The organism is Clostridium massiliamazoniense (assembly GCF_001403635.1).
GTDB classification, from domain to species: Bacteria; Bacillota; Clostridia; order Clostridiales; family Clostridiaceae; genus Sarcina; species Sarcina massiliamazoniense.
Window position 1 is genome coordinate 1,777,611 of record NZ_LN879468.1, and the last position, 22,089, is coordinate 1,799,699.

The 22,089-nt window shown below is 26.8% G+C and carries 18 protein-coding genes, 1 riboswitch and 1 other annotated feature; of the genes, 6 read left to right on the forward strand and 12 right to left on the reverse strand.

Annotated elements, in window-relative coordinates; all coding sequences use genetic code 11:
- Positions 1-155: 155 nt before the first annotated feature.
- The 5 genes from rsmA to ARA19_RS15375 form a co-directional block, all read right to left on the reverse strand.
- Positions 156-1,007, reverse strand: a complete 852-nt coding sequence (rsmA, locus tag ARA19_RS15355) for a 16S rRNA (adenine(1518)-N(6)/adenine(1519)-N(6))-dimethyltransferase RsmA (protein ID WP_055071801.1) — start codon at positions 1,005-1,007, stop codon at positions 156-158.
- 10 nt (positions 1,008-1,017) lie between these two features.
- Positions 1,018-1,569 (reverse strand): ribonuclease M5, encoded by a 552-nt coding sequence (gene rnmV / locus ARA19_RS15360; RefSeq protein WP_055071802.1) that lies wholly within the window; start codon positions 1,567-1,569, stop codon positions 1,018-1,020.
- Between the two features lie 187 nt (positions 1,570-1,756).
- The gene (locus tag ARA19_RS15365) at positions 1,757-2,839 is read right to left on the reverse strand and encodes a 3D domain-containing protein (RefSeq protein ID WP_084764530.1); all 1,083 of its coding nucleotides are present in this window, start codon (positions 2,837-2,839) and stop codon (positions 1,757-1,759) included.
- Positions 2,840-3,408: 569 nt separating this feature from the next.
- A complete protein-coding gene (locus ARA19_RS15370; RefSeq protein ID WP_055071803.1) occupies positions 3,409-4,185 on the reverse strand; it encodes a TatD family hydrolase in 777 nt (258 codons plus the stop codon).
- A gap of 23 nt (positions 4,186-4,208) precedes the next feature.
- Positions 4,209-5,720 carry a DUF445 family protein gene (locus ARA19_RS15375; RefSeq protein ID WP_055071804.1) on the reverse strand — a complete coding sequence of 504 codons (1,512 nt, stop codon included), beginning with the start codon at positions 5,718-5,720 and terminating at the stop codon, positions 4,209-4,211.
- Positions 5,721-5,915: 195 nt separating this feature from the next.
- On the opposite strand from ARA19_RS15375, the gene ARA19_RS15380 reads away from it, so the two are divergent.
- Positions 5,916-6,590, forward strand: a complete 675-nt coding sequence (locus ARA19_RS15380) for a Crp/Fnr family transcriptional regulator (RefSeq protein ID WP_242862431.1) — start codon at positions 5,916-5,918, stop codon at positions 6,588-6,590.
- A gap of 451 nt (positions 6,591-7,041) precedes the next feature.
- Here ARA19_RS15380 and metG (ARA19_RS15385) read toward each other — a convergent pair whose 3' ends face one another.
- The 3 genes from metG (ARA19_RS15385) to ARA19_RS15395 all read right to left on the reverse strand — a co-directional run bounded on the left by metG (ARA19_RS15385) (position 7,042) and on the right by ARA19_RS15395 (position 12,229).
- A complete protein-coding gene (gene metG / locus ARA19_RS15385) occupies positions 7,042-8,667 on the reverse strand; it encodes a methionine--tRNA ligase (protein ID WP_055071805.1) in 1,626 nt (541 codons plus the stop codon).
- 139 nt (positions 8,668-8,806) lie between these two features.
- A complete protein-coding gene (gene metG / locus ARA19_RS15390; RefSeq protein WP_055071806.1) occupies positions 8,807-10,741 on the reverse strand; it encodes a methionine--tRNA ligase in 1,935 nt (644 codons plus the stop codon).
- Positions 10,742-10,802: 61 nt separating this feature from the next.
- Positions 10,803-11,071 (reverse strand) — a binding site (T-box leader).
- A gap of 27 nt (positions 11,072-11,098) precedes the next feature.
- Positions 11,099-12,229, reverse strand: a complete 1,131-nt coding sequence (locus tag ARA19_RS15395) for a hypothetical protein (RefSeq protein ID WP_055071807.1) — start codon at positions 12,227-12,229, stop codon at positions 11,099-11,101.
- A gap of 399 nt (positions 12,230-12,628) precedes the next feature.
- Here ARA19_RS15395 and ARA19_RS15400 point away from each other — a divergent pair, with 399 nt between their 5' ends.
- The 4 genes from ARA19_RS15400 (at position 12,629) to ARA19_RS18205 (ending at position 16,296) form a co-directional block, all read left to right on the forward strand.
- Positions 12,629-13,126, forward strand: coding sequence for an FUSC family protein (locus ARA19_RS15400; RefSeq protein ID WP_055071808.1), 498 nt, complete (start codon positions 12,629-12,631; stop codon positions 13,124-13,126).
- A gap of 1,019 nt (positions 13,127-14,145) precedes the next feature.
- Positions 14,146-14,859 (forward strand): hypothetical protein, encoded by a 714-nt coding sequence (locus ARA19_RS15410; protein ID WP_055071810.1) that lies wholly within the window; start codon positions 14,146-14,148, stop codon positions 14,857-14,859.
- A gap of 785 nt (positions 14,860-15,644) precedes the next feature.
- Entirely contained in the window at positions 15,645-16,112 is a 468-nt protein-coding gene (locus tag ARA19_RS15420) for an ATP-binding cassette domain-containing protein (RefSeq protein ID WP_341382713.1), read from the forward strand.
- A 4-nt stretch (positions 16,113-16,116) separates the two neighbouring features.
- Positions 16,117-16,296 carry a P-loop NTPase family protein gene (locus tag ARA19_RS18205; RefSeq protein WP_341382714.1) on the forward strand — a complete coding sequence of 60 codons (180 nt, stop codon included), beginning with the start codon at positions 16,117-16,119 and terminating at the stop codon, positions 16,294-16,296.
- Between the two features lie 69 nt (positions 16,297-16,365).
- Here ARA19_RS18205 and ARA19_RS15425 read toward each other — a convergent pair whose 3' ends face one another.
- The 4 genes from ARA19_RS15425 to ARA19_RS15440 form a co-directional block, all read right to left on the reverse strand.
- On the reverse strand, positions 16,366-18,129 hold the full coding sequence (locus ARA19_RS15425) for a Na+/H+ antiporter NhaC family protein (protein WP_055071812.1): 1,764 nt from the start codon (positions 18,127-18,129) through the stop codon (positions 16,366-16,368).
- Between the two features lie 119 nt (positions 18,130-18,248).
- Positions 18,249-18,422, reverse strand: a riboswitch (Lysine riboswitch).
- A gap of 100 nt (positions 18,423-18,522) precedes the next feature.
- Positions 18,523-19,227, reverse strand: coding sequence for an ABC transporter ATP-binding protein (locus ARA19_RS15430; RefSeq protein ID WP_055071813.1), 705 nt, complete (start codon positions 19,225-19,227; stop codon positions 18,523-18,525).
- 13 nt (positions 19,228-19,240) lie between these two features.
- A complete protein-coding gene (locus tag ARA19_RS15435) occupies positions 19,241-20,533 on the reverse strand; it encodes an FtsX-like permease family protein (protein WP_055071814.1) in 1,293 nt (430 codons plus the stop codon).
- A 2-nt stretch (positions 20,534-20,535) separates the two neighbouring features.
- Positions 20,536-21,597, reverse strand: coding sequence for an ABC transporter permease (locus tag ARA19_RS15440; protein ID WP_055071815.1), 1,062 nt, complete (start codon positions 21,595-21,597; stop codon positions 20,536-20,538).
- A gap of 220 nt (positions 21,598-21,817) precedes the next feature.
- On the opposite strand from ARA19_RS15440, the gene ARA19_RS15445 reads away from it, so the two are divergent.
- A complete protein-coding gene (locus tag ARA19_RS15445; protein WP_147574409.1) occupies positions 21,818-22,075 on the forward strand; it encodes a hypothetical protein in 258 nt (85 codons plus the stop codon).
- Positions 22,076-22,089 lie beyond the last annotated feature (14 nt).

Consider the following 22,089-nt stretch of genomic DNA (forward strand, 5'->3'; position numbering starts at 1 on the left):
CACCTGAATGCTTAGTAGACATTATCTAGAAGCGTGAGGCTATTTATCTCCTACTCTTATACAAGATAAGAGTATTACAATCTCTAGCTATGATAAACAAAGAAGCTTCAACAATACCTTTAAAGTAATTGCTGAAGCTTTGAAATTTATATTTTTTATTTTATAATATCCTTTATTTCATTAGCTAATGCTGCAAATTCTTGAATACTTAGAGTTTCGCCTCTTCTCTTTGGATCTATTCCAGCCTTTTCATAAGCATTTTCTAACTCTTCTTTTGGAAGCCCTAATGACTTTGTTGAATTCCATAATGTTTTTCTTCTCATGTTAAAAGAGTTTCTTATAATATCAAAAAATAACTTTTCATCTTTTACTTTAACCTTTGGTTCATCTAATCTATCTAATCTTATAACTATAGAATCAACCTTAGGTCTAGGCATAAAGCATGATGCTGGTACATTTCTCACTATACTTGTATTACAATAATATTGAACAAGTAATGATAAAGCACCATATTCTTTACAATTTGGTTCAGCATTTATTCTCTCTGCAACTTCCTTCTGAATCATTATTGTTAAAGATTTAAATTTATAATTTTCTTTTAAAAGTCTTGCTATTATTGGAGTTGTAACATAATAAGGTAAATTTGCAACTAACTTTACACTCTTTTCATTCCCTATTATTTCATTAAAATCAACCTTTAAAGCATCTTTATGTATTAATTGAAATTTTTGATTATCCCCAAGTTCCTCCATAAGTATTGGAATTAGGTCATTATCTAATTCTATAGCAACTACTCTTTTAGCTCTCTTTAATATTTGAGCTGTTAAAGTACCTACCCCTGGACCTATTTCTATTACTAAGTCTTCTTCATTTACATCTGCTCCATTAACGATATCTGTTAGAACAGAATGGTCTGTTAAAAAGTTTTGTCCTAAACTCTTTGAAAATTTAAAATTATATTTCTCAACCAAATCCCTAGTTTTAATATCTTTTACTTCATTACTCATTTAAGTTCTCCTAATTAATTAAATTTTCTACCTTTTCAATAGCTTTTACAAATTCATCTTTTGATATTCCATAATTATTCAATCTACTTAAAAGCTGATTTGCATTTCCATAACCTATTGATAACTCTTTTCCTAAAAGCTCTCTTCTTTGCTTTGCCTTTGGATCTGCTGCTAATTTAAAATAAACTAAATCTGCAAATATAAATTCCTCTCTTTTTTCTTCTAAAGTTATCTTTGCTTCTTCTAAAGCTCTTATAATAACCTCAGGTGACGCATTCTCAACACCTATATTTCCATCTTTAGCTCTAGTTCCATCAACTCTTGCTATATAAGCATGTTTTACATCTGGAACTCTTTTTCTTATTATATTTCTAATTTTTTCACCAGCAAAATCTGGATCAGTTAGTACTATAACACCTTTTCTCTTCTGAGCTTCTTTAATTCTTTCAATAACCTTACCATTTATTCCAAAGCCACCTACTGCGATTATTTCGGCATCTACAGCTCTTTTAACAGCAGTTACGTCATCTCTACCCTCAACTACTATAACTTCCTTAATCACATTAAAAACTCCCTTTCTTAGTATATCTAAGCTAAATTCTCTTTCGTCTCTTTTACTATTTTAATTCTAATATCCCTTATAATCAAGCTAAGTAACTTTTACTTCCCTCAAAAAATAAGTGGTCATATCAATATAAGACCACTAAAATCTTATATTAATACAACCACTAATTTAAAGCAGGCTTGTCCTAAAGAATATATAAAGTTACATTTCTTCTTCCCCAAGTCCTACACTCTGAAGCACTATTCATAAATAGATCAATTATATTATTTTTTATAGCTCCACCTGTATCTGCTGCTATAGCATATCCATAGCCTTCAATATAAACCTTTGTACCTAAAGGAATAACTCTTGGGTCAACTGCAATCGTACTATATCCCCCCGGATTTCTAACAGGCTTTGTACCTGTTGCTGTTATTCCATCGCCTGAATAAGCTGTAGCTTCCATTACTAATTTTCTCTTATAATTTAAATTTCCTGAACTTCCTGAACCATTTGAACTATTACTAGATGAATTTCCTTTTGATGAATTACTACTTGAAGTATTAGCTTTAGTTGTTGTAACAACAACTTTCTTTTTAGTTCCTTTCTCAATTATTTGAGATTTTGGTTCTTTTACTACCTTTTCCGAAACTACTTTTTTACTAAATTCCTTTCCATTCTCGTAGACTATTTTAGTTACAATTTCTTTTTCACCATTTTCACCTTTTTGAACAACTTTTTTTGTACCACTTTCTAAGTTGCTGTTCTCCTTAGTCTCAGTTTCAAATTCAATGGCTTCTTTGCTAGTAACTAATTTTTCTTCTACTCTTACTATTTCTACTTTTAACCCCGATTTTATTTCTGCATCTTTCTGAGGGCTAACTCTATCAGTACTATTTATTGCTATTTTTTCTGATTTCAACATTGCTTCAATGGATGTTTCAGGTGTTTGAATTTTTCTTTCCTTACCATCTACTAATAAAATTACTTCTTTTGCCTTTTTTATATTTATGGAATCCCCTCTTTTTAAGCTTTCCTCTAATGATGGTTCTATCTTATCCTTCGGTGCTAGAACTATGTTATTCTGCTCTAATACACCTTGGACAGTCCACTTTAGTGTTGTAGCTTTCATCTCTTTTCCATCTACATTTATTGTTACAACCTTATAGGATGTCCCAATATAAGCCACACAAACTAATGCTGCTCCTGCTAAAAATGCTGTTACCTTCTTTTTTGGACTGTCAAAGAAGCTTTTCTCCTTAAGATATGTCTTCACTCTCTTAATCATTTTATTCCTCCTTTGGCAAATCTCACCTTTTATTGAATTATAAACTACTTTTTTAAAAATGTCAAATTAGTTACAAAAAAATTTTTTTTGTAACTTTTTTAGGTAAAGGTAAACCCAAATTCATATTGGGAAAGAAAAAAACTGAGCTAAATATTATCTTAGCTCAGTTCAACTTTAAATTATCTAAGTAATTCGATATACAATATCTTCCTTTTTATCATTGTGATATCTTCCCTAAAAACTTTAGATAAATCTAACTATAACTCATTTTAACTCCTTAAAATCAAAACTTTTATTTCTCACTTTCAATTAAAGTAACTAATAAAAATATAATTAAAGTAAAAGTTTATTGAGTTAAGTTTTAATTTATAGATTTAACTATAACCAAATTGAACTTTACCTACTTATTACATAAATATTACAACTTGGTTAAAACTATACGTATTTTTTTTAATTTTATATTTTCTTTTCTTCTATAAAAACTCTTTACTAAATTTCTCTATAAAGTTAAAGTGGCTATATATGCTATTTTAGCATCATATATCCACTTGAAATTTTTGGTTATTTTTTTAATCTATATTGAATAACCTTTTAGCATTATCTATAGTTACCTTACTAACTTCTTCTGGAGTAATTCCTTTTACCTCTGCTATTTTTTCTATTACGTACTCAATATAATTAGATTGATTTCTTTTTCCTCTCATAGGTACAGGTGCCATATAAGGAGCATCTGTTTCTACTAAAATTTTATCTAAAGAAACTTCCTCGCAAACCTTTATTATTTTTTTTGCATTATTGAAAGTTATTACACCTGTTATTCCTATATAATAACCTCTTTTAACACATTCTTTAGCAAATTCTACTGACCCTGAAAAACAATGAACAACTCCTTTTACATTTGGAAAATCCTTTATTATTTCTAAAGTATCATTATGTGCATCTCTATCATGTATTATTACAGGTAATCCTAATTCGTCAGCAAGTGCCATTTGTCTTCTAAAAGCTATTTTTTGATCACTACTTGATGGATTCTCAGGCCAATAATAATCTAAACCTATTTCTCCAATAGCCTTTATTTTATCATTCTCAGCTAATTCCCTTATTCTATTTATACTTTCATCTGTTACATCAAAAGCTTCAGTTGGATGTATTCCAACAGCTCCAAAGAACATCTCGTGTTCTTTTGTTAATTCTACAGCTTTTTCTGAACTTTTAATATCAGCTCCACAATTCATAATATAGATTACACCATTATCTTTCATCTCTTTAATAACAGCTTCTCTATCATTATCATACTGTTCTGAATCGTAATGAGCATGTGAATCGAATATTTTATATTTTCCCATATTACTTTCTCCTTATGTTTATCTTAGAATTTAATACTACCTATTATAGGTGATAATATTCCTAAAACCCCTCCTAATAAAGCTCCAAGCCATGTTATTGCTTTAAGTTCTTTATTAGCTATTTCAACAATTAGTTTTTCTCCATAATCAACATCAAAAGAATTTATCTGATCTTCCACTATTTTAGGTATATTTACTACCTCTAAAACATTTGGTATCTCCTTATCTACAATTTTATCATAATTCTTATCAATAATACTTTCAATGAAATCTTTAACTACTTTAGATTTCTCTCCATCAATATCATAATTTAAAATTTCTTCTTTTATATTACTAATAGAATTATTTATTAGAGTTTCTACTCTCTCACTATAAACTATTTTATTTATAAATAAATCAAGTTTATTCTCTAATTTCTCTTCATAGTCTTCATCCATTGATTTAATTAAAGAGCTATAACTTTCAAAACTACTTATATAAGAAATCATTAATTTCTTTATTTTATCTATACTATCTGGATTTAAAATAAATTCTGTACCTTTATCTCCTATTAATTTAGATACTTTACTATTCAAATCTCCAGGCATATTTTCAACAAAAGATTCAACCTTAACTTCACCTATGCTATTAATATAGTTGCTTATACAACTACAAACAATTCTTTGATTTTTTTCATCATCTAAATAAGATTCTAAGGCTCCAATCATTTTGTCATAAACTAAATCTACACTTAAAAACATTGTTACTATACCTTTTAAACCACGGAATAAATTTTCTTCTATTTTTTCTTTTATTCTATAGCTTACCTCTTCTTTTCTTAAGGTTTTACATATTTCTAAGCATATTTCTTCTTTATGATTTATTATATAATTATCAACTGCTTGGAATACTCCCTCTGGAACTATATCTCCTATAAGTTTGTTCTCTTCCTCTAATTCTCCTAACTTATCCTTAATAATATTTTCTATTATTATATAAAGTTCATCCTTAGGAATTAATTTAATTATTCCTTCTGATAGTTTCTTACTATTAATATTCTCCACAAAGTTTATTAAATACTTAGGGTTCTCAGAAAGTTGATTTTTCACTTCATTAAAAATAAATTTTGATATTACTTTTTCTGCAGTCTTTTCTTTAATAACTTTTACTACTTTTTCTTTTGCTTTATTTTCACCAAAAGAAATTATATCATTAGATTTTTCTCCAAATAAATCATTAATTCTTTCTTTTAAAGTTCCTTTAGCTAATAAAAGACTATCTACTTTTCCTGCAAGAGCTTCTTTTACTTTTACTTTCACCTCAGGGTCTTTTAAAGCCCTTCCTATACTTTCTCTATTTAAAAGGTGTTCACCAACTGATTCAGAAACATTTCTTGCAATTCTATCTTTCTCTTTAGGTATAAGTCCCGGTGTAAAAGGTACTTTTATTCCTAAAATTCTTTTTTCAGTATGAGGTCTAAATAGCATTTTTATAGCTAACCAATTTGTAAAATACCCTATTATAGCACCTACAATTACCCCTATTATATATTGCATTAGTACACTTCCTTTCATTTTAAGTAAAATGCTCAAAATTAGCTTTCATTTTACATTATTTTATCAAAAACTATATCATACTAAAAGATAATCTCTTTTTCTTTTAGTATGATATGTTTTATTTATACTTACTATTGTATATAATTAAACTCTGTATTACCATATTTATAATATTTTTATTAAGGCGGTGACTTTATGACTATAGACTTTAATGATTTAAAAAAAGCTAAGTTATTTTCTGGATTTTCTGATGATGATTTAAAGCAATTAAAAAATTCTAGAAGATATTCAATTAAATCTTATAAGGCTAATGATGTATTATTTATTGAAGAGGAACATTGTGAACATTTAAGTGTTATTTTAAGCGGTAAGGTTGAAATTCAAAAACTTGACTCAAATGGAAATATTCTTATAGTATCATCCTTAGAAACTGGTAATATCTTTGGTGAAAACTTACTATTTGGTGATAGAAGCGAATATCCTATGTCTGTTGTGGCTAAGGAAGATTGTACTGTTGTACATATAAACAAAGATTACATATTTAAATTATGTACTGAAAATGTAGATTTCTTACGTGAAATCTTAAGATTATTTTCTAATAAAGCTCTTGTTTTAAGCTCTAAATTAAAACAAGTTAGTATGAAATCCCTTAGAGAAATGATTGCACATTTCTTAATATATAAATATAATCAAACTAGAAATCCAATTATAGAAACACATATGACAAAAAAAGAATGGGCTGAAAAACTTGGTGTTCAAAGACCTTCATTATCTAGAGAATTAATAAAAATGAAAGAAGAAGGGCTTATTGACTATAATAGAAAAGAAATTATAATAAAGGACATTGAAAGATTAGAAGAATTTGTTTAAAATTTGTTCAAAATTTTAATATAAATTCTATATTTGTCACATAATTGACATATTGTTGCTGTATATTAATACTTGTAACGTAGCTAAAACACTAATTTAATTTTACCCCTTAAATTAAACGTCCTTGAAATTCGTCCCCCTTACACTAATTTCAAGGTATGTTTCTTTTCACCAAGTAGAGAGCCTAGGACAACGGAAGTCCTAGGCTTTTTGGTTTTTCTAATTCTTTCTACAAAAATTATTAATATAAATTTTATATTTGTCACATAATTGACATATTAGTACTGTATATTAATACTTGTAACGTAGCTAAAACACTAATTTAATTTTACCCCTTAAATTAAGCATCCTTGGAATTTGTCCCCCTTAAACTTATTTCAAGGTATGTTTCTTTTCACCAAGAGGCATCTAGAACAACGGAAATTCTAGATGCCTCTTTTGGTTTTTAATTTTATTTTCTTTTGTCTTTTAATACTTTTAACTCTTCCTTAACTCTACTTATTGGAATTCTTTCAAAAAGAAAATCTATAATTTCTAAGGATATTTCTTTCTTAGTAAGTGGTTCCCAATACTTTTCTGAGATATTTAACATCTTTCTTAATTTTTCTGTTCCTCTTGGCATAAACGGCTCTAATAAATTACAGAAATTAATAACTATATATAAACAACCTCCTATGACTTCTTCAGCCTTTTCTGGATTATTCCTTATAAGTAGCCATGGTTTATTACTATCAAAATATTCATTTCCTAATTCCACAATATCTAAAATTCTTTTTAATGCAGAATTCATATTTCCGAGTTCAATCTCATTACCTATGAAATTATAAGCCTCTTTTACACTTTCAAGAATATCTTTATTAACTTCATTTATAACAAAGTTCCCTTTATAATATTTATTAACAAAAGTCAAAATTCTATTTATAAAATTCCCATATATACCTAAAAGTTCATTGTTATTTACTTTAATAAAATCCTTCCAACTAAAATTAGTATTTCTTTTTTCAGGTCCATACTTCAATAAATAATACCTTATAAGGTCTTCACTATAATTGTCTGATAAATAATTAGCCCAAATAACCCAATTTCTATTACTTGAAAACTTCTTTCCTTCTAAACTCATATACTCAGATGACAAAATTCTAAAGTTTGTTTTATCATAACCTATTCCCCTTAAAATAGATGGTAATATGATGCTGTGAAAGGGGATATTTTCTTTTCCATGAACTAAATAAACTCTACTATCTTCACTATTCCAATATTTATTAATTTCATTATTATCTCCTAAGTAATCCATAGTTGAAGTTAGATATGATAAAATAGCTTCTATCCACACATATATTTTTTTATCTTTAAAACCTTCAATAGGTACTTCAATTCCCCAATCAATATCTCTAGATAAAGTCCTGTCTCTAAGCCCTTCATCAACATACTTCTTAGTTAATTCAATAGCATTTTTTCTCCATCCTAAATCTTTTTCTACAAGTGAATTAATATAATCCTCAAAAGCAGATAATTTAAAAAATAATTGTTTATTAGCTCTAAGAATAGGAACACTTCCACAATTAATACAAGCTTTATTAGAAAGTTGTTCTGGTTCAATAAGTTTAGAGCAATTATCACATTGTTCACCAGTAGTAATTTTACTACAATGAGGACAAATTCCCCTTATAGACCTATCTCCAATAACCTCTCTACATTTAGGACAGTAATATTCCTCAACATCCTTACCATAAATAAAGCCATTATCATAAAGTTTTAAAATAAACTCCTGAACCTTTTTAGTATGCCATTCATTATCTGTTTTTGAGAAAATATCAAAAGAAAAATTCAAACCTTCAAAAGTACGTTTAAACTCTCTATGAAAATAAGAACTTACAGCCTTTGGGCTTTTGTCCATTTCTTTAGCTTTATTCAAAATAGGTGTTCCATGACAATCAGATCCAGACACAAAAATAACATCATCGCCTCTAAGTCTATGATACCTTGCTATAACATCACCTGGAATCCAAGAAGAAACTCTCCCAATATGAAGAGAACCATTAGCATAAGGCCATGCATTTCCAACTATAATTTTCATTTTTCTCCTCCTCTCAATATTTGTTTATTTCTTAGTTTATTATAAAAAGACAGCTAATCATTCCATAGTAAAGAATAATCTTGCTGTCTTTTTAAAAGTTATCCACAACTAAAAAATTTAAAAGTTATCCACAATTTTTTTATCTAACTTGACTTCCAGTTTTTAAGTCTCCTGGATTTACTAATATAAGTTCTGAATCATCTGAAGGTGCTGCTGCTAGTATCATTCCTTCTGATATTTCCCCTCTTAACTTAGCTGGTTTTAAATTAGCTACTAAAACTACATTTTTTCCAACTAAATCTTCTGGTTTATAATGCATAGCTATACCTGAAATAACCTGTCTTGTTTCTCCACCTAAATCAACCTTTAATTTTAATAATTTCTTAGCCTTTTTAACTGGTTCACATTCTAAAACTTTAACTACTCTTAAGTCTATTTTTTCAAAATCTTCTATAGTTATTTCTTCTTTTATTGGATTTACAGCTAACTCATTATTAACTTCTGCTGCTGCTTTTGCTTTTAAAGCTTCAAGTTCAGCTAATTTAGCTTCAACATCTATTCTTGGGAATATAACTTCACCTTTATTAACCTTTTCTCCAGCTACTGTTCCATCAAATGATTTAACACTTTCCCATGTAGTATTTTTTGTGTTTAATTGTTCATTTATTTTCTCACTTGTTGAAGGTAAGAATGATGATACTAAAACTGAAGCTATTCTTAATGATTCTAATAAGTTATAAAGAACTGTACCTAATCTTTCTTTTTTAGCTTCATCTTTAGCTAGTACCCAAGGCATAGTTTCATCTATATATTTATTGGCTCTACCTATAAGTTCCCAAATGTATCCTAAAGCTTCTGGTATTTTTAAATTTTCAATAGCTTTTTCTACTTTTACTGGAGTTTCTAAAGCTAAGCTTATTAACTCTTCATCAATAGTTTCTTTAGCTGTAGGAGCTTGAATTACTCCACCAAAGTATTTCTCTACCATAGCTATTGTTCTAGATAATAAGTTACCAAGATCATTAGCTAAATCTGAATTTGTTTTCTTTATGAATATTTCATTATTGAATAATCCATCTGAACCAAATGGTATTTCTCTTAATAAGTAGTATCTAACTGGGTCTACTCCAAATTCATTAACTAATACTACTGGGTCTACAACATTACCTTTTGATTTTGACATTTTTCCACCGTCAACTAGTAACCAACCGTGTCCAAATACTTGTTTAGGTAGTTCTTGACCTAAAGCCATAAGCATAATTGGCCAATAAATTGTATGGAATCTTAAAATATCTTTTCCTATTAAGTGTACATCTGCTGGCCAATATTTTTTGAATAACTCATCATTTTCACTACCGTAACCTAAAGCAGTAATATAGTTTGATAAAGCATCTATCCAAACGTAAATTACATGGTCTGTATCGAAAGTTACTGGAACTCCCCAATTGAAACTAGTTCTTGAAACACATAAATCTTGAAGCCCTGGTCTTAAGAAGTTATTTAACATTTCATTTTTTCTTGATTCTGGTTGTATGAAATCTGGATGACTTTCAATATACTCTATTAATCTATCAGCATATTTACTCATTTTGAAGAAGTAAGCCTCTTCTTCAGCCTTTTCAACTGGTCTTCCACAATCAGGACAATTACCATTTACAAGTTGGCTTTCAGTCCAGAATGATTCACATGGTGTACAATATAATCCTTCATATGAACTCTTATATATATCTCCTTGATCATATAGTCTTTTAAAGATATCTTGAACAGCTTTTACATGATAATCTTCAGTTGTTCTTATGAATTTATCATATTTTATGTCCATCATATCCCAAAGTTCTTTGATACCTGCAACTATTTCATCAACATACTCTATTGGAGTTACGCCTTTTTCTTCTGCTTTTCTTTGTATCTTTTGACCATGTTCATCAGTTCCAGTTAAGAACATTACATCATGCCCTGTTAATCTTTTAAATCTTGCTAAAGCATCAGCTGCCACTGTTGTATAAGTATTACCTATATGCAACTTAGCTGATGGATAATAAATAGGTGTTGTAATATAAAACTTCTTACTCATTTTCTTTCCTCCTAGTTAATTGCTAATTTTTAAACATAAAAAAAGCCTCTATGGAAAATCCCATAGAGGCGTTTACTTACGCGTTACCACTCTAATTTTAGACTTTGTCACCAAAGCCTACTCTGTAAGTAGAAGTAAAATTTAAAAAGGTAAATATATAAAGATTTTCTTCTACTTTGCAAGATAACGGTTGCTACCGTATTTCCCTAAAAAACTCTCAGGAAATATGCTCCGAGGCCATCTTCATAAAACTTTTAACACTGGCTTTCACCTCTCCCAGCTCTCTTTTAGTTAAAAACATTTTACTACTCTTCTCTTCATAGCATTATTATCACTATTTTTTTATTATATTCTTATTTAATTATTTCTGTCAATTCTTTTTCTTATTGCTTTTAATTTTTCACTTAATTTATTTTTTACCTCTTTACTCTTATTAGAAATATTTTTTCCTTTTTCCCTTGTTTTTTTTACCTTATCTAAGTATTTTTCATATTCTATATTTTCTATAGAAGTAAAAAAGTTATTATTCTTACTTCTATTTCTCTCAAGTCTACTTTTTATAGGCTCTTCTTTCTCTTCCTCATCTAAATCTTCTATTATCTCAGCATAACTAAAGGATGCAGTTTTATCTAAATCCTCATTTTTATTATTAGTTACTTTATGAAAACTTTGAGTTTTTTCTATATCCTCTTCTATAAAACTAGTACTATTATTTACATTATTTACTTTAGAATCAGTGCTATATTTCTCTGAAATTTCCTCTTCCTCATAATCTACTGTAGGTATCTCTCTGTCTATTTTGTTTATATCACCTTTTATTAAAAGTCCATGTTCAATAGATACCTCTGAACTCATATCAATATTAAATAATAATATTATTGAATATACAAAGGTCATTACAGCTATAAATCCTCCACCCTTTACTACATTCATTAACTTTATTAATATCAAAAGAACTACTAAGAATAAAGTTACCACTGTAAAAATCTTTTCTTTTTTTCTTTTCAATAAAATAACTTCTTCATAACGATTCTCTGAAATAGCTGAATAAATTCTCTTCTTATTAAGTGACTTTATAACCCTATATCCAATTAATACTGAACAATAAGCAATTGCACCTATCCAAAGATAATCTATAATTGCTATATTTAAATCTAAAAAATATCTAATTGTAGCCTCTACTAATACAACAGTATCAAATATCAGTAGGCTTTTTATATATTTTAAGTTTCCCTCAATATCTCCTAGATTCTCTTTCATTTTTCTCACTTTAAGAAATTTCTTGCAACACTTAAAAATTAAAAACAAATCTAATAGCAAGAACACCCCTCTAGAAACTCCCGTAGTTATATAAAGAGAGAATGCTCCTACAGCGAATACTGTTAGTATCATATTTGCATGATAATAATACTCTAAATTTCCCTTAACATTATCCTTTATTCTATAGAGCATATAATCATTATTAGCTGCTTCTCCTGCATAAAACAAATTTACCCCTCCCAATAAATTATATAATTATTGATAATTTTACCACTTTTTAATTTCAAATTCCTTCTAATAAAATTACAATTTTTTAAACTTTTAATTGATTAACATTACTTTATTAATTAGTATGATATAATATTTCTCTAATAACTAAGGTCTGTAATACTTTAAAATTCTATAAGCTAGAGATAAACAGACATAGTTCTCTAAATAACAATCACTAAAATTCAATTAGAGTCAAAATTCTATTTGAAGTTTAGTTTTGGTTATATTATTGACAAGGTTCATTTAAGCTATAACTTAGTACACTATGAAATAAAATTTTAGTTTTAATATCTAAATAACATTAATAATATTTTATAAGTACTTCTAATTTAATATATTTAATAATGAGGTTTAATTATGGAGAAAATATCTTTACCCAAAATAGGTGCTAGAAATCTAAAAACAGCTTTTGCAGTATTTCTATGTATAGTAATCTTTAGAGTTTTCGGTTCTGAATCACCATTTTTTGCTTGTATAGCTGCTGTTATATGTATGCAAGATTCCTATGAAAATTCAATTGTTGCTGGTAAAAATAGAATGATTGGAACTTGTATAGGTGGTATTGCTGGAGTTCTTGAAACATTTATATTAATTAAATATGATAATCCACTTTTTTCAGCAATAGTAGTTTCCTTATTATGCATAGCTGTTATATACTGTTGTAATATTTTCAAAAAACCTGGTGCTATAAATATAGCTTGCATAGTTTTATTTGCTAATACTGTAGTTGTAAGAGATATTCCAAGCTACACTTATACCATAACAAGAATTATAGAAACCTTAATAGGAATAGTAATTGCGGTTTTAATTAATAGATATATATTTCCTTATAAAAAAGAGGATAAATATAAATAGGGCTGAAAAACAGCCCTATTTATATTTATTAAAATTTATCATTTCTATCATCTCATTGTTTCTTTTCTCAATATTAACCATTAAAACTTCCTTGTTTTTTATCTTTATTCTTACTTTTTTCTTACAATTTAATTAAAATAAGTATTTTTATTACATTCAATATTATAATTAGATAGAACAACAAAATAATTTATCATTCAAATCTATTATAATATAACATTTTAAAGGAGAGTTTATGTATAAAAAATACAAAAAAAGAAATACCTATTTTTTTTATGAATTAAAACGTTCAATATTTTCTAAAAATATGCTCTTTTCGTTACTTTTTTGTTTTATATTACTTTTAATCCCATTTATATATATTTTATTTAGCAAATCAATTCCTCTTGATCAAGGTGCTAACATAATATTTCAATCAGTATTTACGGATGAGGGAAATGCACGTCTACTAATTTTTTTACCAATATTAGTGTGTATACCTTTTTCATTATCTTATTCTCAAGAATTAGATAGTAATATTTTAAAATACATTTTAAAAAAAATATCTGTTTTAAAATATTCAATAATCAAATTAATTGTTGTATCTATAAATGCAGCTATAATTGTTTTTCTTCCTTTAACAACTGTATATATTTTTTTGCTTCTAATATTTGGTGTAGGTATAAATAGTTATTCATCTATAAATTTTACCTTAGAATCTTTATATATGACTAATCCTATTTTATATACTTTTATCCAAATACTTTTTGTAACGCTTTTTGGAATATTTATTGCATTATTTTGTTTACTAATATCTACTTTTATAAAAAATAGAATGATTACTCTATTGACTCCTTTTCTTATATATATAGGCTTAGCAAATATTAATAAAGCTCCATTTTACTTTTTACACTTTCAAGTTGTTGGAGATATTAGCTTAATTCCTACTATGCCTATATTTCCAAGATTATTATATGGTTTACTTCTGATTATTATATTTTCAATTTCATTTATAATAATCCTAAAAAAAAGGAGGGAATATGTTTAATAAATTGATATTTAAAATAGAAAATAAAATTAAGATTATTATATTAACTTTACTTATAATAATCTCAATTGCTGGTCTAGATTTATTTTTGTTTATTAATAATTCTGATATGGATTTAATAGCATTTATTCTAGGAGTTTTAGATGAGCCTATTTTTCTTTTATTTGCTCTACCTTTTTTATCCTTATTATATTTTTTTAAATATAATAAGGAACTTAATTTTAATAAACAAGTAATTATTAGAACAAATAGTAGAACTAAGTGGTTTCAATATAATTTAATATTTATATTCAAAAATATCTTAATTTTTGTTCTTACATATATATTATGTTTAATTGTAGTATCTATTTTAAACTTTAATAATTATAAAAGTTTTTCATTAAACTTAAATGAACTTGTTACATTAATTAAATATATACTATTTTTAATTATCTATTTATTTAATATAAATATTATTTATTTAATTATATATCTTTTAGTAAATAACCATAATATCACACTTGTTTTATCTATTATTCCATTAATCATAGATAGTACTTTGGTAGAATTATATCCTAGAACAATGTATAGATTTTTCTTTTTCGCAAATGTTTTGCCTAGATTTGACCAGATAAACGGGTTATTCTCCATATTTTATTGGATATTAACAACTGCATTATTGTTATTATCTTTAGATACTCTTAAAAATAAAAAAGATTTTTTATAAGGGGGATGACATGAAATTATTCAATATTATTAGATTTAATTTGAAGTCTGCACTGAAGATAAAAAACATAATATTTTATATCTTAGGTTGTTTGTTTTTTATATTTTTAATTAAAAGTATTCATGAAAAAAATAATATAAATTATATATTTCCCTTTGTAGGAATATATAAAAATGACTTTGCAGTTAAAATGTCTTATTATTTTTACATTGGATTTTTCTTATGTTTTTCTGATGTATTTATTTGTAATTTTTTCCATTTTTTAAATTACTTTTGCTTAAAAATAAGAAACCTAACTACTATAAAATTTAGTTTACTTCTTATACTATTAAAAGTTTCTCTTATTTTTACTCTAACAATACTTGCTCTTTCATTAATAATACTAGGTAAGGAACATACAAATTACTTATTTAAATTAATTAATATATCTACTATTAATATAAATAACTTATTCTTAAACTTATTTATATTAAATAGTTTAAACTTAATCAATACTGCCTTAATTAGTTGTTGCTTAAGACTTAAATTAAAAGATGTTAAAAAATCTTTAATAATTACTCTTGCTTTTTATATTTTTTCAAATGAACTATTATTTAGTAAAATGAAATTTATACAAATTTTTTCTATATTAGGTACTGGAAATATACTTAATATAAGTCAATCTAACAATTTTATATACCAATATATATATGGTTTTATAATACTAATTGTATTAGTACTAATCTTATTCAAATTGATAAGTAAAAAATCTTTAGAAGAATTGATAATTAAAGGAGATTGTATATATGACTAAAAAAACTATAGAATTAAAAAATGTATCTAAAGTATTTAAAGATTCTACTATTTTAAATAATATAAACCTTAAATTAGAAGAAAAAAAAATCTATGGATTAATTGGTACTAATGGTTCTGGAAAAAGTGTACTAATAAAAATATTAAGTGGTCTTATTTTTCCAAGTGAAGGTGAAGTACTTATAAATAATAAAAAAGCTAATGGTGAATTTAAAGAAAACATTGGAGTATTATTTGATCAAGCTGGGTTACTTCCTCAATATTCAGCTCTCGATAACCTTAAATTATTAGCCAGTATAAATAATTTAATTGATGAAATTACAATAAAAGAGTATTTAAAACTAGTAGGACTAAATCCTAATGATAATAAAAAGGTAAAAAACTTTTCTCTTGGCATGAAGCAGAAAGCTGGAATTGCAGCAGCTTTAATGGAAGATCCTGATATAATACTATTTAGATGAACCTATGAATGGTTTAGATTCCGAAAGCGTAGATAATATAAGAAATATTTTATTAAGCTTAAAAAGTAAAGGTAAAATAATATTAATAACAAGTCACAACAAAGATGATATTGATTTGCTATGTGATACAGTATTTAAATTGGATAATTGTAGACTATCGACAATAAGAACACAAAAAATCTAAAAGTCTAAAAAAATAACTATAGCTTTTTAAATTATATTTAATAGCTATAGTTATTTTCAATTACTTTTATTATACAATAGTTCTATGCGATGAATTCACCGTTTCTTCTACCAATACCTTTTTCCCAAATGTAAGCATAAATACTATCATAGCTACTATTGCTATAGGAATTGATATAAATGGACTTAGCCCAAGTCCTGCTGGTATATAACCAAATAAAATTGCTATTATTCCAACAAATATTGAATACCATATTTGTGTTCTTACATGCTCTATATGATCACAACCTGCTCCTGTTGAAGAAAGTATGGTTGTATCTGAAATAGGAGAACAATGGTCTCCAAATATCGCCCCTGTTAATACTGCTGATGTTGATACTATAACAAGGTTCATATCCCCACTTGAAATAGTATAAGCAAGAGGAATTGCAAGAGGCATTAGAATTCCCATAGTACCATAAGCTGTTCCTGTTGCAAAAGCTATAATCGAACCTAAAATAAATATTAATGATGGCAGAATAAAAGCAGGAACTGTACCTGAAAGTATACCTACTAAATACTTTGCTGTTCCAAGTTCTTTAATTACTGAACTTAGTGACCATGCAAGTATTAATATTACTCCAGTTATTAAAAGTCCTTTCATTCCTTCTATCCAAGTTTCAATTGCTTCAGAAACTGTGAATATCTTTTTGAACACTGCTAAAACAATGGTGATTATACTTGAAATTAATGCTGACTGAAATAAAGCTATAGATGCATCAGCATTAGAAAATGTTTGCTGAATAGCTTGAAACCCAAAAGGTGAATTAGTTACTATAGCCTTTAAAGCTTCATCTTCCCCAACCATAATTGAAGAATATCCACTATAATAAAAGGCAATTAAAGAAAAAATAATTAATGAACCTATTGGTATAATTGCATTCCAACAGCTTAATTTAACACCTTCCTTTGGTTCAAGTTCATCCATCATTTCATTAAGTTCTTCTGTATAAACCTTACTTTTATTATTTTCTCCAGAATGTATAACTCCTTTTCTAGCATTTTGCTCTGCTTTGTACATTGGTCCAAATTCCCTAAGGGTTAATGCTGAAATTATTATAAAAGCTAAAATTAAAATATTATAAAATCTAAAAGGTATAGTTTGAAGAAATACACCAAAAGCGTCAACACTTTGACCAATACTATTAAAAGCATCTCCTATTAATCCAACTTCTAGTCCTATCCAAGTTGATATAATGGCAAGACCTGCTATGGGAGCTGCTGTAGCATCAATAACAAAGGCTAGCTTTTCCCTTGAAATTTTCATTTTATCAGCCACTGGTCTCATTATAGGTCCAACAATTAAAGCATTGGCATAATCATCAAAAAACACTGCAATACCTAGTAAAAATGTAGTTAACTGAACACTTTTAACTGATTTTGCTTTTTTAGCAAGAGCCTCTGCTACAGCCTTCGCCCCTCCCATCTTACCTACTAAATGAATAATTCCTCCAATAACAAGAACCTGAAGAATGATTCCAGCATTCCATGGATCAGCTAAAGAATTTAAAGCTCTTGAAACAAAATCCATAAATCCTTGAATAAGAGCTATTAAAATATTACTATCGGTAATATAAAGCATTACACATCCAACCATAGCTCCAATAAATAAAGATACTACTACATTTTTAGTAACAAAAGCTAAGACTATAGAAACAAGAGGTGGCAGTACTGTCCAAAAACCAAATTTACTTGCATTTATAGTTGCAACTTCTTGACTTGCCAAAGCTTGAGTTGAAAGAAATAAAGTTCCAAAAATTAATACACATAGAAAAACACTAAATCTTTTTTTCATAAAAAATCCCCCTAAATATTATTGGTGAATTAATTTAGAGGTAAATAAAAAGCCCTAGGCAAAAATCACCTAAGGCTGAAAAATCAAATTTAAATTAATATAAAAATACTAAAATACACCTTGATGATAGCTCTCCACAAAATTGTGACAGTGATGCATATATTATATACACCCCCAGCTATAGAACCCTTAAAGCATTATTTCTATAACTTCGGCAACTATTCCTTTCACTTAGCTTCATAGTGCTTAACTCCACTAAGATACTTTTAATAAATTGCGCCTCTACCTCTCAACTATTCACTTTATATTAATATATAATATACTTTTTATACTCATTTTACAATATATGTTATATATTGTTTACACTTTATTATTAATTTTACTCTTATTATTTTAAATGTTTGGAATACTATTTCCTATTATCTCTTCAGTCTTACTCAAATTTCCATCTTCTATTTTTATTATTTTATTACATTGTTTTGCAATATTATAATCATGAGTTATTATTATGACTGTTTTCCCTTCACTATTTATATTTTTCAGCATTTCCATTACTTCCATTCCTGTTTTTCTATCTAAAGCTCCTGTTGGTTCATCAGCTAAAATTATCTTTGGATTATTTATTAAAGCTCTACCTATCGCCACTCTTTGCTTTTGTCCTCCTGAAAGTTTATCTGGTGTTTTTAATTTATGTGCTCCGAGACCTAATTTATCTAACATATCAATTGCAGTTTTTACTTTAGGTAATTTCTTTTTTGAATATGATAATGGTAAAGAAATATTATCTATTAAATTATAATCATATAATAAATTAAAATTTTGAAATACAAAACCAATTTCCTCATTTCTTATTATTGCAAGCTCTTTTCCTTTTAATAAACTAACTTCCTTATTATTTAGATAATACTTTCCTTCAGTTGGATTATCTATACACCCTAAAATATTTAATAATGTTGACTTTCCAGAACCAGATGGCCCCATTATAGAAATAAAATCACCTTCATTTATAGTCAAATTAATCTTTTTTAAAGCAATAGTCTCCGCATCAGTCCCTTTACCATAAGTTTTTCCTATATCAATAAGCTTTATAACTTCCATAAAAACTCCCCCATTAATTTTCTTTTACTAACTCTACAACATTCATTTTCTTTATCTCTCTTACAGGAAAAATCGATATTAATATAGTCATTACTGTAACTAAGCATAAGTTTAGTATTAATATATTTATTCCTATGCCAACCTTTAAATTTAAAAATAATGAAATAATTGAAGCTGCTATTACTATACATAAAACCTCAATAATTATATCTCTGCTTATATCTTTTAAAGTTGCTCCCATGGCAATTTTAATTCCAAACTCTCTTTTTCTTTTATTTAGTTGCCCTAAGATTATACAACTTGTACCAACCATAGAAAGTACAAGCAATAATACTCCAAGTGCTATTGAAGATTTTACATCTCTATCGTAAGTTTCTGTAATTAAATTTTTTGCTCCTAAACTTATTTCATCACCTTTTAAATCATAAGCTCTTAGCTTTTTTTGTAATGTCTCTTCTAAATTTTTCACATCTGTTCCCTTTGGATATTCAAGAATTACTCCTGTTCCTGCCATACCTCTTCCATCTGTAAAATAAATAAAATCTTTAACTGTTGGAATAATCGCTATAATATCACTATAAATTATACTTGTTGCAAATTGTTGATTTGGTAATGTTGTGGTTGGTATGGCATTTCTCTCTAAAAAACCAACTACTTCAAAATTTACAGTATCTTCTTCTAATTTAGTATCTTCTACGCTCTTTTTTGAACTTTCTTCATCAACATTTGAAATATCCTTCCACGGAAATACTTTTCCTAATTCGAATATTCCTTCAAAATCTTTACCTAATAAAATCGGTATATTAGTGGTTTTATAATCCAAATCAAAGTCACTATCTTTAAAATTTCTTCCGCTACTTATTTTCAAATCATAATGTTTATAAAATTCTTTATTTATTAAAATATTACTTGTATAATCCTCTTTTTGTATTTTTGATAAATTTTTATATTTATTAGGTATTTTTTCTATTAGTTCATCTATTCCAAGTACATTAGGCACTGGTGCATAAACTAATTTTTTACTTATTAATCCTAATTCCTTCATTTCATTAAAAACACTTTCTGCCTTATTGCCATCTAACCATGCTCTAAATAAATTTCCTTTTTCCAATCCCACTGATGGAACTATTCTAAACATAAGCGAATTTTCCACATTAAATAAATCATCAATTCCCTTTTTTCTAGTTTGCGATTCCTCAAACAACTTACCACTTGTATTTATCATAGTTAGTCCAATACTTAGTTGTACTATCATTAAAAAGGCTATTGCTCCCATTTTTTTCACTCTTTTTATTCCACTAAACATCACTATTCCTCCCTAAGCATTTCTACTGGTTGTATCTTCATTAGATAAATAAGAAATGGTATTGATGTTATTAAAGTTGTTCCTATAGTTATTACAAAAGATGCTATTATATTTATAAAACTCATTTTTATATTCATATCTAAAATATATCCACCAGTTAAAAATGAAATTATAAATTGTGATACTATAGCGGTAAACATTGATATAATAGCTATTTTAAATAATTCAAGAAAAAATATTTTTGTTACATCAAAATTTAAAGCTCCTACTACCTTTCTTAGAACTATTTCTTTTTTTCTACTCTCAATCCATAAATAAGCTATTCCTATTGAATTTATTAAAGTTACAAAAATTATTAATATTGTAGTTCTTACAAGCGCCCCCCATTCTTCATCCCTATCAAATGTCATATAATCGTATACAGAAACAGTATGATTTTTATTATTTGTTTCAATATAACTCTTTATTTCATTTATTGTTTTTTCTAACTCTACCTTTTCTCCGTTAATTATAAGTTGTAAGCCCATATCATTAAAATTTATACCGCCCTTAAACCTTTTAAACATAGCCACTGGTATAGTCATTTTAGCTTCCTTCTCATAAGAGATTTCTGCATTAGTAAATTTAATTGTTTCTATTTCTCCATTATCTTTTACTAAATCAATAGCTTTTTCGCCTATAAAAGTATTAGAAAAAACAGCTTTATTTTTATTTGATTTAAAATCTTCCCTTGTAAAATATTCACCATTTTTCATATCTTCTTTATAAAATTCACCATTAATTGTTAAATATGTTTCTACTGCTATTCCATCATCTTTATATCTTTTTAATATTGTAGAAATATTGTTTTTTTCCAATATAGCAATAATATCTTCCGAATTTATTTCCTTTATATCTTCTACATTTTCTTTAACCTCAAAGACAATACTTCTATTATATTCTGCACTTCCCTTTTTAATTTTTAACTTTTGTGAGTTTATAGCTGAAATTCCTACTGAAAAAGTTAAAATTGTTATAGTATAAGATATTATAAAAAAAATTATTATGGATTTTCTTTTTTTCATTTCTTCCCCCCCTTACATAATATTTTATTATTTTTATTACATTTTTTCTATATTATTACATTTATTTAACGTTTTATATTTTTATATAAATATTTAATATTAAAATGTAAATGAAATAATTTATTATGAAAGGCGTTTTTTAAATGTAAAATCTAAAAAAATTATAGCATCACCTTTATTAGCTTTTCCTGCTATAACTCAAGCTAGACCTGTTAATAAGTTGGTAGGAGCTAGAAATGGTTCTTTTTATTCAATGGCTTCATCATCTTCTTTAAGCGGAAACATGAAAGCTGTAAATGGACGTTCTTCAGCAAATAGCAATATAAAACTTGTTGAAAGTAAAGCTGGTTCTTCATATGATTCAGGTAGTAAAGTAGCAAATTCATATTATACCACTAATAGAGAATTAGGTATCACAGTAACTAATTATGGAACACCTACTATAGGAACAAGAAATTCTCACTCAAGTGTTCAATAATTTTATTTCTAAAT